Raw genomic sequence first — 19,931 nt, forward strand, 5'->3', positions numbered from 1 at the left:
CTATTATTCAGCTGCTGCCGAATTATTTTCGGTCTCAGCAGCACGGTCGACCAATTCAACCAGCGCCATGGGGGCGTTGTCGCCCACACGGAAGCCCATCTTCAGAATACGGGTGTAGCCACCGGGACGCACCTTGAAACGAGGACCCAGGTCGTTGAACAGCTTGGTTACGCTGTCACGGTCGCGCAGGCGGTTGAATGCGAGGCGGCGGTTAGCAACAGAGTCTTCCTTGGCCAGGGTGATCATGGGCTCGATCACACGGCGCAGTTCCTTGGCCTTGGGAACGGTGGTCTTGATGACTTCGTGCTCGATGAGCGAATTCATCATGTTCTGCAGCATCGCGAGGCGGTGCGAGCTGGTACGGTTGAGTTTGCGGAGGCCGTGTCCGTGGCGCATGGTGCTTTCCTTTGAGTAATTAAATCAGGCAGCCGTATCAGGTACTGCCCGAGGCACTGTTCCCCGCGGGGAACCAAAAATTATAACTTAACGCTTGTCCAAACCAGCTGGTGGCCAGTTTTCCAGTTTCATGCCCAGCGTGAGGCCACGCGATGCGAGCACTTCCTTGATCTCGTTGAGTGACTTACGGCCCAGGTTAGGCGTCTTGAGCAGCTCGTTCTCGGTGCGCTGGATCAGGTCACCGATGTAGTAGATGTTCTCGGCCTTCAGGCAGTTGGCGGAACGCACGGTCAGCTCCAACTCGTCCACGGGACGCAGCAGGATCGGATCGAACGTCGCATTGCCACGTGGCCCTGCAGGTGCGTCGAACGCAGCCAGTTCGCCGCCTTCGAGCTGTGCGAATACCGCCAGCTGTTCCACCAGGATCTTGGCCGATGCACGCACTGCGTCTTCGGCAGTGATGGCACCATTGGTTTCGATCTCGACCACCAGCTTGTCCAGGTCGGTACGCTGCTCGACGCGAGCGCTTTCCACGGTGTAGCTCACGCGCTTAACGGGCGAGAACGAAGCATCCAGCACGATGCGGCCGATCGATTTGGTCGATTCGTCAGCATAACGGCGCAGGCTGCCAGGCACGTAACCACGGCCCTTTTCCACCTTGATCTGCATGTCCAGCTTGCCGCCTGCCGACAGGTTGGCGATCACATGATCAGGGTTGACGATTTCCACGTCGTGAGGGGTCTGGATGTCACGCGCAGTGACAACACCTTCACCATCCTTGCGCAGGCTCAACGTCACTTCGTCACGGTTGTGGAGCTTGAACACCACCCCCTTGAGGTTCAGGAGGATGTTGACCACATCTTCTTGAACACCGTCGATGGACGAGTACTCGTGCAGCACCCCTGCAATCGTGACTTCCGTCGCTGCGTAACCCACCATGGACGAGAGCAGGACGCGCCGAATGGCGTTGCCCAGCGTGTGGCCGTACCCACGCTCGAACGGCTCCAGTGCCACCTTGGCGCGGTTGTGGCCAAGCTGCTCGACATTGATCGCCTTGGGTTTCAGCAAATTGGTTTGCATTCAGACTTCCTCTCAATACCCCCAGCTCGTTACACCGGTAAGGCTGGTGAAGCGCCTAAACCGCGATGCCTCGCGGTTCAGGGACGGTTTTCTTGAATTACTTACTCGACGGATTAACGCGAGTACAACTCAACGATCAGCGATTCGTTGATGTCGGCGCCAAACTCGTCACGGTCCGGCACCTTCTTGAAGATGCCTTCTGCCTTCTCGGCATTCACTTCCACCCATGCGGGCATGCCCACTTGGGCTGCCAGTTGCAGGGCTTCCACCACGCGATTTTGCTTCTTGGACTTTTCACGCACGGCCACCACATCACCCGTCTTCACGAGGTACGAAGCGATGTTCACGGACTTGCCGTTCACGGTGATAGCCTTGTGCGACACCAGCTGGCGCGCTTCAGCGCGAGTGGAACCGAAACCCATGCGGTACACGACGTTGTCGAGACGGGATTCCAACAGGAACAGCAGATTGGCACCAGTGTTGCCCTTCTTGCCTTCGGCGGCTTCGAAGTAACGGCGGAACTGCTTTTCCAGCACGCCGTACATGCGCTTGACCTTCTGCTTTTCACGCAGTTGCAGACCGTAGTCAGAGGTGCGGGCACCCGAGGTGCGGCCGTGCTGACCAGGCTTGGAGTCGAACTTGGACTTGTCAGCGATCGAGCGGCGGGCGCTCTTCAGGAACAGGTCAGTGCCTTCACGGCGGGAGAGTTTGGCCTTGGGGCCGAGGTAACGTGCCACTTGAGCTTCCTTTGTGTCATCTACCGCAAACAATTGCGGGAGCCGCCTGAGGCGCTTGCGCGTTCACAGGCGGCGGTGGGCTTAGAGAGATTAGATACGACGGCGCTTTTGAGGGCGGCAGCCGTTGTGTGGCACCGGGGTCACATCGGAGATCGATGTGATACGGATGCCCAGTGCACCCAATGCGCGCACCGAAGACTCACGACCAGGACCTGGGCCCTTGATTTCAACGTCAAGGTTCTTGATACCTTGATCGATAGCAGCGCGACCGGCCACTTCCGAAGCCACCTGGGCTGCGAATGGGGTGGACTTGCGCGAACCCTTGAAACCTTGGCCACCGGACGAAGCCCACGACAGAGCGTTGCCCTGACGGTCGGTGATCGTGATGATGGTGTTGTTGAACGAGGCGTGCACGTGTGCAATGCCGTCCGAAACATTCTTCCGGACCTTCTTGCGGACGCGCTGAGCTGCGTTATTGGCAGGAGACTTAGCCATGATGATCTTTCAATCTTTATTTCTTCAGTGCAGCTGCACCCTTGCGCGGACCCTTGCGAGTACGGGCATTGGTACGGGTGCGCTGACCACGCATTGGCAGACCGCGGCGATGGCGGAAGCCACGATAGCAGCCGATGTCCATCAAACGCTTGATGTTCATCGTGGTTTCGCGGCGCAGGTCACCTTCAATGGTGAACTGCTCGATTTGCTCGCGAATTTTTTCCAGATCGCCGTCCGTCAGATCCTTGATCTTCTTGGAGTAAGCGATACCAGTTGCTTCGCAGATCTTGCGAGCGCGGGTGCGACCAATGCCAAAAATGGCGGTCAAACCGATTTCCGCGTGCTTGTGCGGCGGAATGTTAATGCCAGCGATACGTGCCATATGCGTCCTCTAATACTTTCCAATCAACCTTGGCGCTGCTTGTGACGCAGATCCGTGCAGATCACGCGCACCACACCCTTGCGGCGGATGATCTTGCAGTTGCGGCAGATTTTTTTGACCGAAGCCGAAACTCTCATTGCATTCTCCTAAAACTTTTCCATCCGTCCCGGCTGCTCGCACGGAACACACATTTGTGCCCGCGAGACATCGTGGGGCGCCAACTCAACCAAAAACCAATTCTTGTCGGCAGCATCGCCATCGCGAATACCGCCTCCCTCATCATCACCCGCCGGCATTGCCCTTGAAATTGGCCTTCTTGAGCAGCGATTCGTACTGTTGCGACATCATGTAGTTCTGAACCTGGGCCATGAAGTCCATCGTCACCACGACGATGATCAGCAGAGACGTTCCACCGAAGTAGAACGGGACGTTGTACTTCAAGATAAGGAACTCCGGCAGCAGACACACGAAAGTGATATACACCGCACCTGCCAGTGTTAACCGAACAAGTATCTTGTCGATATAACGGGCCGTCTGGTCACCCGGGCGAATGCCAGGGATGAACGCACCACTCTTCTTCAGATTGTCTGCAGTTTCACGGCTATTGAAGACCAACGCTGTGTAAAAGAAACAGAAGAAAATGATCGCGGCAGCATAGAACATCACGTAGATGGGCTGACCAGGTGTCAGTGCGCCCGAGATGTCCTTCAACCAACGCATCGATTCGCCTGCACTAAACCAGTTCACGACTGTTGCAGGCAACAGGATGATGGACGAGGCGAAGATCGGCGGAATCACCCCAGCCATGTTCAGCTTCAACGGCAAGTGCGACGACTGACCACCGTAGACCTTGTTCCCTACTTGCCGACGCGCATAGTTCACGAGAATCTTGCGCTGACCGCGTTCCACAAACACCACGAAGTAGGTCACCGCAGCAACCACCAACACGATGAAGATCGCAGCCAAGATGCTCATCGCACCCGTACGCACCAGTTCAAGCAGACCGCCAATGGAGCTGGGCAACCCCGCTGCGATACCAGCGAAAATCAGGATCGAGATACCATTCCCAAGGCCGCGCTCGGTAATTTGCTCGCCCAGCCACATCAGGAACATCGTGCCAGCCGTCAAGCTGACCACCGCTGTCATGCGGAACCCGAAACCTGGGCTCAACACCAAACCAGCGGAGCTTTCCAGCGCCACGGCGATTCCCAGCGACTGGAACAGCGCCAAACCCAACGTGCCATAACGAGTGTACTGCGTGATCTTCCTGCGCCCGGCTTCGCCTTCCTTCTTCAACTGCTCAAACGTGGGGACGACATAGGTCATCAACTGCATGATGATCGACGCCGAGATGTACGGCATGATCCCCAGAGCGAAAACCGTGAAGCGCGAAAGCGCACCACCAGAGAACATGTTGAACAGGTTCAGGATGCCGCCTTGCTGGCCACTGAAGAGCTGCTGAAGTTGGGCTGGATCGATGCCAGGCACGGGGATATGAGCCCCGATACGGTATACGACCAGCGCAAGCAACAGAAAAACCAGACGACGACGGAGGTCGCCGAACTTCCCGGTCTTTGCAATTTGAGCCGCGCTAGTAGCCACAGATGTCTTCCTTCAGAGCCACACTCAGGCGACGCTGCCGCCAGCAGCTTCAATCGCTGCCTTGGCACCAGCCGTAGCGCCCACGCCATTGAGCTTGACAGCCTTGGTCAGCGAGCCGCTCTTGATGACCTTGACCACCTTGGCCAGCTCACCCACCAGGCCAGCTTGCTTGAGTGCAAGAACATCCACTTCAGCCAGACCCAGTTGCTCCAAGGCGGTCAGCGTCACTTCTGCATTGAATTTCAGCAGATGCGACTTGAAACCGCGCTTGGGCAAACGGCGTTGCAAAGGCATTTGACCACCTTCAAAACCAACCTTGTGGTAACCACCCGAACGCGACTTCTGACCCTTGTGACCACGGCCAGCGGTCTTGCCCAGACCAGAGCCGATACCACGGCCTACACGGCGCTTGGCATGCTTGGCACCGTCTGCGGGCTTGATGCTATTGAGTTCCATGATCTATCTCTCAGAGGACTTTGACCAGATAGCTGATCTTGTTAATCATGCCTCGCACTTCGGGCGAGTCCTGCAGTTCGCTCACACTGTTGAGCTTGCGCAGACCCAGGCCACGGACGGTGGCGCGGTGCGATTCCTTGGTGCCAATCGGGCTGCGCACCAGTTGAATCTTGACGGTTTGTTGCGTTGTCATTCTCAAGCTCCGGTTCAGGCGAAGATGTCTTCGACTGTCTTGCCGCGCTTGGCTGCCACATTCGACGGTGTGGTCGAATTGACAAGCGCGTCAAACGTGGCACGCACCATGTTGTAGGGGTTGGACGAGCCATGGCTCTTGGCCACGATGTCCGTCACACCCAACACTTCAAAAACTGCGCGCATGGGGCCGCCAGCAATGATGCCGGTACCCTTTGGAGCCGGCGCCATCATCACGACAGCTGCACCGTGGTGACCCGTCACGTTGTGGTGGATGGTGCCGTTCTTCAACGAAACCTTCACCATGTTGCGACGGGCTTCTTCCATAGCCTTTTGCACGGCAGCTGGCACTTCTTTCGACTTGCCCTTGCCCATGCCTACGCGGCCGTCACCGTCACCAACCACCGTCAGTGCGGCAAAACCGAGAATACGGCCACCCTTCACGACTTTGGTCACGCGGTTGACCGCGATCATTTTTTCGCGCAGGCCGTCGTCTTGACCTTCGTTCTGCACTTTGGGTTGAAATTTAGCCATTTTGTATTCCGCTCCGCTTAGAACTGCAGGCCAGCTTCACGGGCTGCGTCGGCCAGGGCCTTGACGCGACCGTGGTAGGCGAAGCCTGCGCGATCGAATGCAACCTTCTCGACACCAGCTGCCTTGGCCTTTTCAGCGATCCGCTTGCCGATGATCTGGGCTGCTGCGGCATTGCCACCCTTGCCCGAACCGCCAAGCGTCTTGCGCACGTCGGCTTCTGCTGTCGATGCGCTTGCCAGCACCTTGCTGCCGTCGCCGGAAATCACACTGGCGTAGATATGGAGGTTCGTACGATTCACGGTGAGACGGGCCACGCCTTGCTGTGCAATGCGGATGCGGGTCTGACGCGAACGACGAAGACGCTGCTCTTTCTTGGTCAACATGTTGCAGCTCCTTATTTCTTCTTGGTCTCTTTGATCGTGATCTTTTCGTCCGAATAACGGATGCCCTTGCCCTTGTAAGGCTCGGGAGGACGAACAGCACGGATCTCAGCAGCGATCTGACCGACACGTTGACGATCGGCACCCTTGATCACCACTTCTGTGGGGGTAGGGGTAGCCACCGTGATGCCAGCGGGCATATCGATGTTGACCGGGTGCGAGTAACCGACAGCCAGGTTCAGCTTGGAACCGGCTGCAGCAGCCTTGTAACCCACGCCGACCAGGCTCAGCTTCTTTTCAAAGCCCTTGCTGACGCCGACCACCATGTTGTTGACCAACTGGCGAATCGTGCCGCTCATGGCATTGGCTTCGCGGGAATCATTGGCAGGCTCAAAGCTGAGCTTGCCGTCGTTGCTGGACACCTTCACCAGCGCGTTCTGCGACAGCGACAGCGTGCCACCAGAGCCCTTGACAGAGATCTGGTCACTTTTCACGGACACATCCACACCTGCGGGGATGGTCACGGGCATTTTTCCTACTCGGGACATTTCAGTTTCTCCTCAATGCCGCGGGTTAGGCCACGTAGCAGAGCACTTCGCCACCGACACCGGTAGCGCGCGCCTTGCGATCAGTCATCACGCCCTTGGGCGTCGTGACAATTGCCACACCCAGACCGTTCATGACTTGTGGAATGGAATCACGGCCTTTGTAAACACGCAGTCCGGGGCGGCTGACACGCTCGATGCGCTCAATCACGGGACGACCTGCGTAGTACTTCAGGGCAATTTCGAGTTCCGACTTGCCGGCTTCGGTTTTCACCTGGAAGCCGTCGATGTAACCTTCGTCCTTCAGCACCTGGGCGATGGCGATCTTCACTTTGGAAGAAGGCACCAGAACCGTGGCCTTGGCGACCATCTGTGCGTTACGGATGCGGGTCAGCAAGTCAGCGATGGGATCACTCATGCTCATGTTGTATCTCTCCTGCCTGCTTACCAGCTGGCCTTGGTGACACCGGGGATGTCGCCTGCAAAAGCCAGTTCGCGGATCTTGGCGCGAGCCAGACCGAATTGACGGAAGGTGCCGCGAGGACGACCGGTGATTTCGCAACGGTTGCGCTGACGCGTAGGGTTGGCGTTGCGGGGGAGCTTTTGCAGACCCAGACGGGCTGCGTCACGCTCTTCGTCGCTACGCTTGGCATCGCCAGCGATTGCCTTCAGTTCCGCATACTTGGTTGCGTACTTGGCTGCCAGTTTTTCGCGCTTCAGTTCGCGCTGGATCAAAGCTACTTTAGCCATGCTTCGCCTCAGTTCTTGAACGGGAAACGGAAACCAGCGAGGAGAGCCTTGGCTTCTTCGTCCGACTTGGCCGTCGTGGTGATGCTGATATTGAGACCGCGCAGGGCGTCGACCTTGTCGTACTCAATTTCAGGGAAGATGATCTGCTCTTTAACGCCGATGTTGTAGTTGCCACGGCCGTCAAAGGCGCGACCAGAGATACCACGGAAGTCACGGACGCGGGGCAGAGCCACGGTCACGAAACGATCCAGGAACTCATACATCTGCACGCCACGCAACGTGACCATGCAACCAATGGCCTGGCCTTCGCGGATCTTGAAACCAGCGATGGCTTTCTTGGCCTTGGTCACCACAGGCTTTTGACCAGCAATCTTGGTCAGGTCAGCCACAGCGTTGTCCATCACCTTCTTGTCCGAGACTGCCTCGCTCACGCCCATGTTCAGCGTGATCTTGGTCAGACGGGGAACCTGCATCGGCGAGGTATAGCCGAACTGCTTGGTCAGTTCGGGTGCGATCTTGTCGCGGTAGATTTCTTGGAGTCGTGCCATGTTTACCCCTTAGGCCGCCTTGATTTCAGCGCCGCTGGACTTGAACACGCGAACGCGTGTGCCGTCAGCCTGCACCTTGATGCCCACGCGATCAGCCTTGCCGGTAGCGGCATTGAAGATGGCCACGTTGGACTGATGAATCGGCATGGCCTTTTCAATAATGCCGCCGGTCGTACCCTTCATGGGGTTTGGCTTGGCGTGCTTCTTGACGAGGTTGATACCGTCGATGACGAGGTGGGAGTCATCCTTGCGCAGCGACACCGTGCCGCGCTTACCCTTGTCACGGCCGGTCAGCACGATGACTTCGTCGCCCTTGCGAATCTTGTTCATGGCGCGTCCTTAGAGAACTTCAGGAGCCAGGGACACGATCTTCATGAACTTTTCGGTACGCAGTTCGCGCGTCACGGGTCCAAAGATGCGGGTGCCGATGGGCTCCAACTTTGCATTCAGCAACACTGCGGCGTTGCCATCGAATTTGACGAGCGAACCGTCGCCGCGGCGAATACCCTTCGCCGTGCGAACCACCACTGCGCTGTAAACCTCGCCTTTTTTGACGCGGCCACGTGGAGCGGCTTCTTTGATGCTCACCTTGATGATGTCGCCAACGCTTGCATAGCGACGCTTCGAGCCACCCAGCACCTTGATGCAAAGGACGGACTTGGCGCCGGTATTGTCGGCAACCTCTAACCGAGATTCTGTCTGGATCATTTCAATATTCCCAACTTGCACCAGAAGACAACAGCCCCAGAGAACTTCTCAAGGGCTGCAGATCAGCCAGTCAGTCTTGGGCCCGTCGTCCGCACCGCAAACCATTTGCAGCACTTCCCGCTGGGCAGAAACTTCACGTAGGAAACGCGAAGCCCTCGATTATTGCCAAAGTGTTCTGGAAAGTCAAGCGCCCCGCGTGCCACATTCACGCAGGCACGTGCAAATACTGTTGTGCCAACGTCAAAAACGCATCGAGGCGGGGATCGGCGCCCAGTTCTTCCCGCAGAACATCCGCCACGGCGGGCGCCAAGGCGATGGCCTTGCGGGCATCCAGGAACAACATACGCGAACGGCGCGCCAGGACGTCCTCCACCGTGCAGGCGTACTCGTAGCGGGCTGCAAACCGCACCATGGCAACCGTCAGCCCCCCGCCCAGATCGGTCTGCGCCCCGGGAATGCCCAACACGGCGGCGGCTTCGCTTCCGTAAGAATGCAGACCCTGCGCGTCGCTGATGCGGTGCTTTACCGGCTCTTTCGGGGTGCCTATCAAGGGCAGATGGTTGGTCACACCGGCCGGTTTCTCAGGAAGAAGCCCGGTGCTGAAGCATTTTTGCAACACATCCTCGGCCATCGCGCGGTACGTGGTCCATTTGCCACCGGTCACCGTGACCAGGCCACTGCGGCTGGCCAGCACGGTGTGCTCGCGGCTGAGGCTCTTGGTGTTGTCACCGTCGTCGTCCTGGGGCTTCACCAGAGGACGCAGGCCCACCCAGATGCTTCGGATGTCTTCAACCCTGGGGGCCCGTGTGAGGTAGCGCGCCGATTCTTCCAGAATGAATTTGACTTCCTCGTTGAAGGGCTGAGGCTCCCTCACAATGTCCTGGCGGGGGCTGTCCGTGGTGCCCAGAATGAGCTTGCCCAACCAAGGGACGGCAAACAGAACGCGCCCGTCCGCCGTTTTGGGCACCATCAAAGCGTGGTCAGACGGCAGAAATTCGCGGTCCACCACGATATGAACACCCTGACTCGGCGCCACGATGGGCTTGACGGGCCGGCCGATGGCCTCGCCGTCCATCTGGCGCAGGGTGTCTACCCAAACGCCTGTGGCATTGACCACTGTGCGGGCGCGCACGGTGAATTGCTGGCCGCTGTCGGTGTCCTCACACACAAAACCGGCGACTTTCCCGCCCTCATGCACCAGCGCCGTGGCGGCGCAGTAATTGACGACCAGGGCCCCCAGGCTGGCGGCCGTGCGTGCCAGGGCCAGCGCCAGGCGGGCATCGTCAAACTGCCCGTCCCAGTATTTGACGCCCCCCTTGAGGCCTTCAGCACGTGCCGTTGGCAGGCACTCCAGCGTGCGCGCGCGCCCCAGGAACTCCGTAGCACCCAGCCCGGCCTTGCCCGCCAGCGCGTCGTACATCTTGAGCCCGATACCGTAAAACGGCGTCTCCCAGAAGTGGTACGACGGCATCACAAACGGCAGGGGCTGGGCCAGGTGGGGCGCGTTGTTCAGCAGCGTGGTGCGCTCGTGCAACGCTTCGCGCACCAGCGCGATGTTGCCCTGGGCGAGGTAGCGAACACCACCGTGCACCAGCTTGGTCGCGCGGGACGAGGTGCCCTTGGCAAAGTCGTGCGAATCCACCAGAACCACACTGAATCCCCGCGCAGCCGCGTCCAGCGCCACCCCCAGACCGGTCGCCCCTCCGCCGATCACTGCCAGGTCATATTGGTGGGGCTGGGCAAGCCGTGCGAGAAGGTCGGCGCGCCGGGTGGGCAGGGGAGCAGAAGGAGTGGTCATGGGAGGGATTGTCCATGGACGGGACCAAAATTTAAGGGTTTACCCTTAAATTGTTGACGTTTCCGGGGTGAAATCCGCCCGCGGCCGACAGAGCCGCGCACGAACTGGAGCGAAAAAGGCAGCCAGAGACCTTGTGGGTCCGGGCTGCCATCAAGCACTGTCACAACGCAACAGTCAGAGCGTTATCAGCGGGCCTTGCCGTCCTTCCATGCCTGCAGCAGCTTGTCGTAGGCAATGGTTTCGCCCTTGGGCTTTTCGTTGGCCAGCTTGGCCCAGGGGGCCTGTTTGTCCGACAGCCACTTCTTGGGATCTTCCTTCTTGTTGAGCTTGGGCGCGCAGTGGCTCATGCCAGCGCGTTCCAGGCGGGCCATCACCTGGTCCATCTCGTCGGCCAGCGTGTCCATGGCACCTTGCGGGGTCTTTTCGCCCGTCACAGCCTGGGCCACGTTCTTCCACCACAGCTGGGCCAGCTTGGGGTAGTCGGGCACGTTGGTGCCCGTGGGCGACCATGCCACGCGGGCGGGGCTGCGGTAGAACTCGACCAGACCGCCCAGCTTGGGTGCGGCATCGGTCATGGCCTTGGACTGGATATCGCTCTCGCGGATGGGGGTCAGGCCCACCAGCGTCTTCTTGAGCGACGTGGTCTTGGCCGTCACGAACTGCGCATACAGCCAGGCGGCAGCCGTCTTGTTGGCGTCATGGCCCTTGAAGAACGACCACGAACCCACGTCCTGGTAGCCGTTTTGCATGCCCTGCTTCCAGTAGGGGCCGTTCGGGCCAGGCGCCATGCGCCACTTGGGCGTGCCGTCAGCATTCACCACGGGCAGGCCGGGCTTGACCATGTCGGCGGTGAAGGCCGTGTACCAGAAGATCTGCTGCGCGATCTGGCCCTGGGCAGGCACGGGGCCGGCTTCGCCGAAGGTCATGCCCGTGGCTTCCTTGGGCGCGTATTTCTTCATCCAGTCCACGTACTTGGTCAGTGCATAGACGGCAGCCGGGGAATTGGTGGCGCCACCGCGGGCCACCGACGCGCCCACGGGGGTGCATTTGTCGTCCGCCACGCGGATGCCCCATTCATCGATCGGCAGCCCATTGGGCGCGCCGATGTCGGCCGTGCCGGCCATAGACAGCCAGGCATCGGTGAAGCGCCAGCCCAGCGACGGATCCTTCTTGCCGTAGTCCATGTGGCCATAGATGGGCTTGCCGTCGATCTGCTTGACATCGTTGGTGAAGAACTCGGCGATGTCTTCATACGCGCTCCAGTTGAGCGGCACACCCAGGTCGTAGCCGTATTTGGCCTTGAACTTGTCCTTGAGGTCCTTGCGGTCAAACAGGTCGGCGCGGAACCAGTACAGGTTGGCGAACTGCTGGTCGGGCAACTGGTAGAGCTTGCCGTCCGGCCCGGTGGTGAACTTGGTACCGATGAAATCCTTGATGTCCAGGCCGGGATTGGTCCACTCCTTGCCGTCGCCTGCCATGTAGTCGGTCAGGTTCATCATCTTGCCGTAGCGGTAATGCGTGCCGATCAGGTCCGAGTCCGAGATCCAGCCGTCATAGATCGACTTGCCCGATTGCATGGACGTCTGCAGCTTCTCGACGACGTCGCCTTCCTGGATCAGGTCGTGCTTGACCTTGATGCCGGTGATTTCCTCGAACGCCTTGGCCAGCGTCTTGGATTCGTATTCGTGGGTGGTGATGGTCTCCGACACCACCGAGATTTCCTTCACACCCTTGGCCTGCAGCTTTTTCGCCGCGTCGATGAACCACTTCATCTCGGCCATTTGCTGGTCTTTGCTCAGCGTGGAGGGCTGGAACTCGCTATCGATCCACTTCTTGGCCTCGGCCTCGCCGGCCCAGGCAGCCTGGCCCAAAGCCAGGGTTGCGGCGGCGAAAGCGATCGCCGTGAACTGCATCTTCATTGCTGTCTCCTCAGATGGAACCCCCTTGGTGGATGAACACCGGCCCCGGGGGAAATCGGGCCGACGCTTGTCATCATCAAAAACAATAGCTGTCAGCGCTTGCTGTCGCTTTGCTTCAGATCGATTTCATTTCTAACTCTTTGTCTGTCAAGCGATGCCAGCTATCTTCTTGATAGTTCAAAGGCTTCAACCCTTGCGCAGGATGAACGCCAGCAGCGCCATCGACAGCACAAAACTGATCCAGATTGACGGATCGTTTTCCAGGCTCAGCCACTGGGCCAGCTTGCCGCTGATGCCCACAAAAATCAGGTTCACATAGGCCGCCGACAGCAGGCCGATGAACAGGCGGTCACCGCGGGTCGTCGCCAGCGGCAGGAAGCCCTTGCGCATCACCGTGGGTGACTTGATTTCCCACACGGTCATGCCGATCAGCATCAGCACGATGCAGATGAAAAAGACCGCTACGGGCAACGTCCAGGCCATCCAGTCAAACATCGTTTCCCCCCTGAGCGCCTGCGGCGCTTCCCCCCAGGGGGACGCAGCTGGTGGCCGGGCGAAGCCCGTTCCACGGCTGCCGCTGGCCTGGGAGGAGTCCCGCGCCCTGCTGAGAAGGTGTGTGATTCATACTTTTGCTCCCCTTGCGCGTCAAACCCGCCCCATCGCAAAGCCTTTTGCGATGTAGTGGCGAACAAACCAGATCACGATGGCGCCCGGCACGATGGTCAGCACCCCAGCTGCAGCCAGGGTCGCCCAGTCCATGCCGGATGCGCTGACGGTGCGCGTCATCGTCGCGACGATGGGCTTGGCGTTCACGCTCGTCAGGGTGCGCGCCAGCAGCAATTCGACCCAGCTGAACATGAAGCAAAAGAACGCCGCCACACCAACGCCCGCCTTGATGAGGGGCAGAAAAATCTTGATGAAGAATCGCGGAAAGCTGTAGCCATCGATGTAGGCGGTCTCGTCGATCTCGCGCGGAATGCCGCTCATGAAACCTTCCAGAATCCACACCGCCAGCGGCACGTTGAACAAGAGGTGCGCCAGTGCCACGGCAATGTGCGTATCCATCAGCCCCACCGTGGTGTAAAGCTGGAAGAACGGCAGCAGGAACACGGCCGGCGGCGTCATGCGGTTGGTCAGCAGCCAGAAGAACACATGCTTGTCGCCGAGGAACTGGTAGCGGCTGAATGCATAGGCCGCGGGCAGCGCCACGGTGAGCGAAATCACCGTGTTGATGGCCACATAGATCAGGCTGTTGATGTACCCCGAATACCAGGACTCATCGGTAAAGATGGTCTTGTAGTTGTCCCACGTGAAGTGCTGGGGGAAGAACGTGAAGGTCGAGAGGATTTCTTCGTTGGTCTTGAAGCTCATGTTGACCATCCAGTAGATGGGCAACACGGCAAAGATCAGATAGGCGACGAGGAAGATCGACCGCTTGTGGAAGCGTTTTTCATTCATGGCCGGCCCCTTCGTTGCTGGCGGTGCCCACGCGCTGCATCCAGTTGTAGAGGATGAAGCACAGCAGCAGGATGATGAAGAAATAGATCAGCGAGAACGCCGCCGCAGGGCCCAGGTCGAACTGGCCCACCGCCTTGGTGGTGAGATACTGGCTGAGGAAGGTGGTGGCATTGCCCGGCCCGCCGCCCGTGAGCACAAAGGGCTCGGTGTAGATCATGAAGCTGTCCATGAAGCGCAGCAGCACCGCAATCATCAGCACGCCGCGCATCTTGGGCAGCTGGATGTAGCGGAACACCGCGAACTTGCTCGCACCGTCGATGCGGGCCGCCTGGTAGTACGCATCGGGGATGGAGCGCAGCCCGGCGAAGGCAAGCAAGGCGACCAGCGGCGTCCAGTGCCACACATCCATCAGCAGCACCGTGAGCCAGGCTTGCGTGGCGTTGCCGGTGTAGCTGTACTCGATGCCCGCCTGTTGCAGCATGCGGCCCATCAGGCCAATATCGGCACGGCCATAGATCTGCCAGATGGTGCCCACCACATTCCAGGGAATCAGCAGCGACAGCGCCACCACCACCAGCACGGCGGACGACTTCCAGCCCTGCGCGGGCATGGACAGCGCCAGCAGGATGCCCAGCGGAATCTCCACCGCCAGCACGGCCAGCGAGAAGGTGAGCTGGCGCCACAGCGCAGCATGCAGTTCCTCGTCGCGCATCACCGCCGCAAACCACTCGGTGCCGACAAACACCCGGCGATCGGGCGAAATGATGTCCTGCACTGAATAGTTGACCACCGTCATCAGCGGCACGATGGCCGAGAAGGCCACGCAGATGATGACCGGCAGGATCAGGAACCACGCCTTCTGGTTCACCGGTTTCGTTGTCGAACTCATGTTCGTTCTCCACAAAGTGGCGATTCACCGACGGCATCTGCACCAAGCATGGTGGCATCGCGGAGACGCCCAGCAAGGGCCGCCCCGCAGCAAAGGGCGTCGTCCCCCTTCCGGGGGGAAGCCGCGGAGCGGCTCAGGGGGTAGTCCATCACGCCAGGAGCTCCTCGTTTTGATAGAAGCAGGTGTGCTCACCGAGCACCTGCAGCCACACCGCATCCCCCGCCGACGGGAGCCGCGTTTCAGGGCTGAACCGCGCCTTGAGCGTGTGCTCACCCACCTTGGCGGTCAGCATGAGGTAGGTGCCGATGTCCTGCACCTGCGCCACCGTGCAAGGCAGTGCACCTGCCTGTTCGGGCTGCGCCAGCGCCAGGTATTCGGGCCGTATGCCCACCTGGAGCGCTCCGCCAGGCAAGCTCCGCCCAGCCGGTTGCGCCAGCCGCTGCCCCGCCACCGACAGGGTGGCTCCCTCAGACTGTGCCGGCAGGAAGTTCATACCCGGGGATCCGATGAAGTGGCCCACAAACACGTGCGCAGGCCGCTCGAACAGCGCATCGGCCGAACCTACCTGCACAGCGCGACCGCGCGTCATCACCACCACCTGGTCGGCAAAGGTCAGGGCCTCCACCTGGTCGTGCGTCACATAAATCAGCGTGAGCTTGAGCTCGTGGTGGATCTGCTTGAGCTTGCGCCGCAGTTGCCACTTGAGGTGCGGGTCGATCACCGTGAGCGGCTCGTCGAACAGCACGGCCGCCACGTCGGAACGCACTAGGCCCCGGCCCAGCGATATCTTCTGCTTCTGGTCGGCCGACAGGCCCGCCGCACGCAGATTGAGCTGGTGGCTCATCTCCAGCATCTCGGCAATCACGCCCACGCGTTCCTTGATCTGCGCTTCGGGCACCTTGCGGTTCTTCAGCGGGAACGCCAGGTTCTCGGCCACCGTCATGGTGTCGTAGATCACGGGGAACTGAAACACCTGCGCAATGTTGCGCTCCTGCGGGCTGGCACGCGTCACGTCGCGGCCATCGAACAGCACCTTGCCGTGCGACGGCACCAGCAGGCCCGACATGATGTTGAGCATGGTCGTCTTGCCGCAGCCCGAGGGCCCGAGCAGCGCATAGGCGCCGCCATCCTCGAACTCCATCTTCAGGGGCAGCAGCGCGTAGTCGCTGTCCTGCTGCGGGTTGGGCTTGTACGAATGCGCCAGGTCCAGACTGATGCGGGCCATGTCAGCGCCCTCCTTGTGCAGTGACGGGCCGCGCGGGCGCCCAGGCCAGTCGGCCATCCGCGCCAAACACATAGGCCTGCGCCGGGTCCAGGTGCAGCGTGATGGGCGTGCCCAGTTCAAAGTAGTGCACGCCGGTCAGCTGCGCCACCAGGTCGCCCCAGGGCGTGGCCGCGTGCACAAAGGTGTCGGAGCCCGAAATTTCGGCCAGCTCTACCACTCCAGCCACGCTGATGTCGCCCGGGCGGGCCGCCACGCGCAACGCACTGGCGCGCACACCCACCGTGAGCCCGGCCGCAGTGGCCACACCTTGCGGCAGATGCAGGGCCAGCTCCGCACCACCCTCCAGGCGCACGCCGCCCGGGGCGGCAGACGCGGCGATGAGGTTCATCGGCGGGTCGCTGAAAGCCCGCGCCACGCGCAGTGAATTGGGCGCATGGAACACCTCGGCCGTGGGGCCGTATTGCAGCAACTGGCCTTCGTCGAGCACAGCGGTGTAGCCGCCCAGCAGCAGGGCCTCGCCCGGCTCGGTGGTGGCATACACCACGGTGGAGTGGCCCGCAGCAAACAGCTGGGTCAGCTCTTCGCGCAGTTCTTCGCGCAGCTTGTAGTCCAGATTCACCAGGGGTTCGTCCAGCAGCATCAGCGGCGCACCCTTGGCCAGGGCGCGGGCCAGCGCCACGCGCTGCTGCTGCCCGCCAGAGAGTTCCGCCGGATAGCGGTCCAGAAACATGTCGATGTGCAAACGGCTGGCAATCTCGCGCACCCGGGCGTCGATGTTCTTTTCGCCGCGCAGCTTCAGGGGCGACGCGATGTTGGCAGCCACCTTCATCGATGGGTAGTTGATGAACTGCTGGTACACCATGGCCACATTGCGCTCGCGCACAGGCATGCCGGTCACATCCACGCCATCGACCTTGACGGTGCCCGACGTGGGCGCATCCAGCCCGGCCATGATGCGCATCAGGCTGGTCTTGCCCGCCTGCGTGGCCCCCAGCAGCACCGTGACGGCGCCGCCCTGGAGCGCCAGGCTCATGTCATACAGCCAGGTCTGCGCCCCCACCCTCTTGCTGATGCTGTCCAATGCCAGCTGCATCACGCTTGCCTTTCTTTGTCGCCCGAAGGCCTTATGAACGGAGTTCCGCCCCCGGCAAACACGGTTGCCACTCTCTTTTCGATTTCGTTCATTTTTGTTCTTTTTTGATCGTATTGAATCAAGGTTTACCCTTAACAAGTTCTTTTTTGTTCGATTTAAAGTCGCTGTACCCCCTAGCCAATTAATACGCGTGAATACGAATCCCCGACAACTGCTGCTTCTTGAAGAAGTCCGCGCGCGCAAATCCGCCACGGTGGAGCAACTGGCAGACACCCTGGGCGTGACGCTGCAGACCGTGCGCCGTGACGTGCAGCGCCTGGCAGAGTCGGGCCTGCTCACGCGCTTTCATGGCGGCGTGCGCGTGCACAGCTCCACGGTGGAAAACCTGGCGCACACCCAGCGCGAAACCCTGCACGCCGAAGGCAAGGCGCGCATTGCACGCGCCGTGGCGCAGCAGGTGCCCAATGGCTGCTCGCTGATCCTCAACATCGGCACCACCACCGAGGCCATTGCCAAGGCCCTGCTGCACCACCGGGGCCTGCGCGTGATCACCAACAACCTGAACGTGGCCGCCATCTTGTGCGGCAACCCCGACTGCGAGGTGATCGTGGCCGGCGGCGTGGTACGCGCCCGCGACCGCGGCATCGTGGGCGAGGCGGCGGTGGACTTCATCCGCCAGTTCAGGGTGGACATCGCGCTCATCGGCATCTCGGGCATCGAACCCGATGGCTCGCTGCGCGACTTCGACTACCGCGAAGTGAAGGTGGCGCAAACCATCATCGAGCACGCGCGCGAGGTGTGGCTTGCGGCTGACCACAGCAAGTTCAACAGGCCGGCCATGGTGCAGCTGGCCACACTGGCGCAGATCGATCGCCTCTTCACCGACGCGCCGCCGCCAGAGCCGTTTCCAGCGCTGCTGCAGGATGCCGAGGTGATCTGCACTGTCGCCGCATGACCGAGGACAACCCCCTGAGGCGCTTTGCGCCTTCCCCCTTCTCTCGAATTGCGATGCAATTCGGGAAGGGGGACGCCGCCAGCGCGGCGGGGCGGCCCTTGCGCGGCGGCCGCTGGCCTCGGCTGCGCGCTTTCATTGGCCGGCCGTCCGAATCAGGGCCCAACCGCATCGCCTGACATACCCTTTCTTCTATGACCTACCTGCTCGCACTCGACCAAGGCACCTCCAGCTCCCGCAGCATCGTTTTTGACGAAGGCGGCCACATCGTGGCGCAGGCCCAGCTGGAGCTGCCACAGATCTACCCCCAGCCCGGCTGGGTGGAGCACGACCCGCTGGAGATCTGGCGCACCCAGCTGGCCACCGCACGCGATGCGCTGGCCAAGGCAGGCATTGCGGCCAGCGCGGTACGCGCCGTGGGCATCACCAACCAGCGCGAGACCACCGTGCTGTGGAACCGCCACACCGGCCAGCCCGTGCACCACGCCATCGTGTGGCAAGACCGGCGCGCCGAGCCTGCCTGCGCCCAGCTGCGCGAACAAGGCCATGCCGCCGCCATCCAGGCCAAGACCGGCCTGCTGGTGGATGCCTACTTCTCGGGCACCAAGCTGCAGTGGATGCTGGACCACGTTCCCGGCGCGCGCGATGCCGCCGAGCGCGGCGAGCTCGCCTTTGGCACGGTGGACAGCTGGCTGATGTGGAAGCTCACCCACGGCAAAGTGCACGTGACGGACGTGAGCAACGCCTCGCGCACCATGCTGTTCAATGTGCACACCAACCAGTGGGACGACGAGCTGCTGGCGCTGCTGCGCATTCCCAAGGCGCTGATGCCCGAGGTGCTGCCGTCCAGCGCCCACTTTGGCGACATCGCGGCCGATCTGCTCGGCCACGGCATCCGCATCGGCGGGGTGGCGGGCGACCAGCAGAGCGCGCTGTTCGGCCAGGCCTGCTTCACGGCGGGCATGGCCAAGAACACCTACGGCACGGGCTGCTTCATGCTGATGCACACGGGCGGCACGTTCCAGACTTCGCAAAACGGCCTGCTCACCACCAGCGCGGCGCAGGCCACGGCGCAGCCGGAGTTCGCCATGGAAGGCAGCGTCTTTGTGGGCGGCGCCGTGGTGCAGTGGCTGCGCGACGGCCTGCGCGCCATCTCCACCAGCAGCGAGGTCGAGTCGCTCGCGCAAAGCGTGCCCGACTCGGGCGGCGTGATGATGGTGCCCGCCTTCACCGGCCTGGGCGCCCCGTACTGGAAACCCGACTCGCGCGGCACCATCACCGGCCTCACACGCGGCACTACGCTGGGCCACATCGCCCGTGCGGCGCTGGAGAGCATTGCCTACCAGAGCGCCGCCCTGCTGCTGGCCATGAGCCGCGATGCCGTGGCCGCCGGTGGGGCGCCGGTGAGCGAACTGCGCGTGGACGGCGGTGCCTGCATCAACGATTTGCTGATGCAGTTCCAGGCCGACCTGCTGGGCATCCCGGTGGTGCGGCCTGCGGTCATCGAGACCACGGCGCTGGGCGCCGCTTATCTTGCGGGGCTGTCGAGCGGCGTGTACCGCAGCACGGATGAACTCTCGAACCTGTGGCGCGCCGACCGCCGCTTTGTGCCCACGCTCAGCAGCGCGCGTGCGCAGGAGCTGATGGCGAACTGGGAACACGCCGTCCGGCAGACAGTAGCTGAATAGAGTGCATCCCCCTGAGGCGCTGCGCGCCTTCCCCCCGCTCTCGCATCGCTGCGCGTTGCGGGCGGGGGGACGCTCCCAGCGCCCCTACTTGGGAATGCTGGCGG

26 protein-coding genes are annotated in these 19,931 nt (G+C 61.1%); 2 read left to right on the forward strand and 24 right to left on the reverse strand.

Annotation, left to right across the window (positions count from 1 at the left end):
- Nucleotides 1-3 precede the first annotated feature (3 nt).
- The 24 genes from rplQ to AAFF19_RS21795 all read right to left on the reverse strand — a co-directional run bounded on the left by rplQ (nucleotide 4) and on the right by AAFF19_RS21795 (nucleotide 17,187).
- Entirely contained in the window at nucleotides 4-396 is a 393-nt protein-coding gene (gene rplQ / locus AAFF19_RS21680; RefSeq protein WP_008906513.1) for a 50S ribosomal protein L17, read from the reverse strand.
- Between the two features lie 87 nt (nucleotides 397-483).
- Entirely contained in the window at nucleotides 484-1,476 is a 993-nt protein-coding gene (rpoA, locus tag AAFF19_RS21685; protein ID WP_008906514.1) for a DNA-directed RNA polymerase subunit alpha, read from the reverse strand.
- Nucleotides 1,477-1,589: 113 nt separating this feature from the next.
- Entirely contained in the window at nucleotides 1,590-2,213 is a 624-nt protein-coding gene (rpsD, locus tag AAFF19_RS21690; protein WP_008906515.1) for a 30S ribosomal protein S4, read from the reverse strand.
- 90 nt (nucleotides 2,214-2,303) lie between these two features.
- Nucleotides 2,304-2,708 carry a 30S ribosomal protein S11 gene (rpsK, locus tag AAFF19_RS21695; protein ID WP_005793662.1) on the reverse strand — a complete coding sequence of 135 codons (405 nt, stop codon included), beginning with the start codon at nucleotides 2,706-2,708 and terminating at the stop codon, nucleotides 2,304-2,306.
- Between the two features lie 16 nt (nucleotides 2,709-2,724).
- On the reverse strand, nucleotides 2,725-3,090 hold the full coding sequence (gene rpsM, locus AAFF19_RS21700; protein ID WP_008906516.1) for a 30S ribosomal protein S13: 366 nt from the start codon (nucleotides 3,088-3,090) through the stop codon (nucleotides 2,725-2,727).
- 23 nt (nucleotides 3,091-3,113) lie between these two features.
- Nucleotides 3,114-3,227, reverse strand: coding sequence for a 50S ribosomal protein L36 (gene rpmJ, locus AAFF19_RS21705; protein ID WP_005793651.1), 114 nt, complete (start codon nucleotides 3,225-3,227; stop codon nucleotides 3,114-3,116).
- Nucleotides 3,228-3,372: 145 nt separating this feature from the next.
- Nucleotides 3,373-4,692 (reverse strand): preprotein translocase subunit SecY, encoded by a 1,320-nt coding sequence (gene secY / locus AAFF19_RS21710; RefSeq protein ID WP_008906518.1) that lies wholly within the window; start codon nucleotides 4,690-4,692, stop codon nucleotides 3,373-3,375.
- A 24-nt stretch (nucleotides 4,693-4,716) separates the two neighbouring features.
- Nucleotides 4,717-5,148: a 50S ribosomal protein L15 gene (gene rplO, locus AAFF19_RS21715; RefSeq protein ID WP_182120373.1), complete on the reverse strand. Its 432-nt coding sequence runs from the start codon at nucleotides 5,146-5,148 to the stop codon at nucleotides 4,717-4,719.
- Nucleotides 5,149-5,158: 10 nt separating this feature from the next.
- Nucleotides 5,159-5,341, reverse strand: a complete 183-nt coding sequence (gene rpmD / locus AAFF19_RS21720) for a 50S ribosomal protein L30 (RefSeq protein WP_007861725.1) — start codon at nucleotides 5,339-5,341, stop codon at nucleotides 5,159-5,161.
- 14 nt (nucleotides 5,342-5,355) lie between these two features.
- Entirely contained in the window at nucleotides 5,356-5,874 is a 519-nt protein-coding gene (rpsE, locus tag AAFF19_RS21725) for a 30S ribosomal protein S5 (protein WP_008906520.1), read from the reverse strand.
- A 17-nt stretch (nucleotides 5,875-5,891) separates the two neighbouring features.
- Nucleotides 5,892-6,257: a 50S ribosomal protein L18 gene (gene rplR / locus AAFF19_RS21730; RefSeq protein ID WP_008906521.1), complete on the reverse strand. Its 366-nt coding sequence runs from the start codon at nucleotides 6,255-6,257 to the stop codon at nucleotides 5,892-5,894.
- A gap of 11 nt (nucleotides 6,258-6,268) precedes the next feature.
- Nucleotides 6,269-6,802, reverse strand: a complete 534-nt coding sequence (gene rplF / locus AAFF19_RS21735; RefSeq protein ID WP_034695394.1) for a 50S ribosomal protein L6 — start codon at nucleotides 6,800-6,802, stop codon at nucleotides 6,269-6,271.
- Nucleotides 6,803-6,827: 25 nt separating this feature from the next.
- Nucleotides 6,828-7,223 (reverse strand): 30S ribosomal protein S8, encoded by a 396-nt coding sequence (gene rpsH / locus AAFF19_RS21740; RefSeq protein WP_008906523.1) that lies wholly within the window; start codon nucleotides 7,221-7,223, stop codon nucleotides 6,828-6,830.
- Between the two features lie 20 nt (nucleotides 7,224-7,243).
- A complete protein-coding gene (gene rpsN, locus AAFF19_RS21745) occupies nucleotides 7,244-7,549 on the reverse strand; it encodes a 30S ribosomal protein S14 (RefSeq protein WP_007861712.1) in 306 nt (101 codons plus the stop codon).
- Nucleotides 7,550-7,557: 8 nt separating this feature from the next.
- Complete coding sequence (gene rplE, locus AAFF19_RS21750) at nucleotides 7,558-8,097, reverse strand: 50S ribosomal protein L5 (protein ID WP_005793632.1); 540 nt, start codon at nucleotides 8,095-8,097, stop codon at nucleotides 7,558-7,560.
- A 9-nt stretch (nucleotides 8,098-8,106) separates the two neighbouring features.
- Complete coding sequence (gene rplX, locus AAFF19_RS21755) at nucleotides 8,107-8,427, reverse strand: 50S ribosomal protein L24 (protein ID WP_008906524.1); 321 nt, start codon at nucleotides 8,425-8,427, stop codon at nucleotides 8,107-8,109.
- Nucleotides 8,428-8,436: 9 nt separating this feature from the next.
- Nucleotides 8,437-8,805, reverse strand: coding sequence for a 50S ribosomal protein L14 (gene rplN, locus AAFF19_RS21760; protein ID WP_007861702.1), 369 nt, complete (start codon nucleotides 8,803-8,805; stop codon nucleotides 8,437-8,439).
- Nucleotides 8,806-9,010: 205 nt separating this feature from the next.
- Nucleotides 9,011-10,603, reverse strand: coding sequence for a glycerol-3-phosphate dehydrogenase/oxidase (locus AAFF19_RS21765; protein ID WP_342720978.1), 1,593 nt, complete (start codon nucleotides 10,601-10,603; stop codon nucleotides 9,011-9,013).
- Between the two features lie 185 nt (nucleotides 10,604-10,788).
- The gene (locus tag AAFF19_RS21770) at nucleotides 10,789-12,522 is read right to left on the reverse strand and encodes an ABC transporter substrate-binding protein (RefSeq protein ID WP_008906526.1); all 1,734 of its coding nucleotides are present in this window, start codon (nucleotides 12,520-12,522) and stop codon (nucleotides 10,789-10,791) included.
- Between the two features lie 186 nt (nucleotides 12,523-12,708).
- Nucleotides 12,709-13,017 carry a DUF2160 domain-containing protein gene (locus tag AAFF19_RS21775; RefSeq protein ID WP_182120371.1) on the reverse strand — a complete coding sequence of 103 codons (309 nt, stop codon included), beginning with the start codon at nucleotides 13,015-13,017 and terminating at the stop codon, nucleotides 12,709-12,711.
- Between the two features lie 150 nt (nucleotides 13,018-13,167).
- On the reverse strand, nucleotides 13,168-13,980 hold the full coding sequence (locus AAFF19_RS21780; RefSeq protein WP_008906528.1) for a carbohydrate ABC transporter permease: 813 nt from the start codon (nucleotides 13,978-13,980) through the stop codon (nucleotides 13,168-13,170).
- Nucleotides 13,973-14,869 carry a sugar ABC transporter permease gene (locus AAFF19_RS21785; RefSeq protein ID WP_008906529.1) on the reverse strand — a complete coding sequence of 299 codons (897 nt, stop codon included), beginning with the start codon at nucleotides 14,867-14,869 and terminating at the stop codon, nucleotides 13,973-13,975. The genes AAFF19_RS21780 and AAFF19_RS21785 overlap by 8 nt, the downstream gene beginning before the upstream one ends.
- Before the next feature lie 148 nt (nucleotides 14,870-15,017).
- Nucleotides 15,018-16,094 (reverse strand): ABC transporter ATP-binding protein, encoded by a 1,077-nt coding sequence (locus tag AAFF19_RS21790; RefSeq protein WP_008906530.1) that lies wholly within the window; start codon nucleotides 16,092-16,094, stop codon nucleotides 15,018-15,020.
- A 1-nt stretch (nucleotide 16,095) separates the two neighbouring features.
- Nucleotides 16,096-17,187, reverse strand: coding sequence for an ABC transporter ATP-binding protein (locus tag AAFF19_RS21795; protein ID WP_342720979.1), 1,092 nt, complete (start codon nucleotides 17,185-17,187; stop codon nucleotides 16,096-16,098).
- 190 nt (nucleotides 17,188-17,377) lie between these two features.
- On the opposite strand from AAFF19_RS21795, the gene AAFF19_RS21800 reads away from it, so the two are divergent.
- Together AAFF19_RS21800 and glpK are read left to right on the forward strand one after the other, a co-directional pair.
- Nucleotides 17,378-18,142 (forward strand): DeoR/GlpR family DNA-binding transcription regulator, encoded by a 765-nt coding sequence (locus AAFF19_RS21800; protein WP_342720980.1) that lies wholly within the window; start codon nucleotides 17,378-17,380, stop codon nucleotides 18,140-18,142.
- A gap of 191 nt (nucleotides 18,143-18,333) precedes the next feature.
- Nucleotides 18,334-19,827, forward strand: a complete 1,494-nt coding sequence (gene glpK / locus AAFF19_RS21805) for a glycerol kinase GlpK (RefSeq protein WP_342720981.1) — start codon at nucleotides 18,334-18,336, stop codon at nucleotides 19,825-19,827.
- The last annotated feature ends 104 nt before the right edge of the window (nucleotides 19,828-19,931 follow it).

The sequence above is a fragment of the Acidovorax sp. FHTAMBA genome (genome assembly GCF_038958875.1).
Taxonomy (GTDB): Bacteria; Pseudomonadota; Gammaproteobacteria; order Burkholderiales; family Burkholderiaceae_C; genus Acidovorax.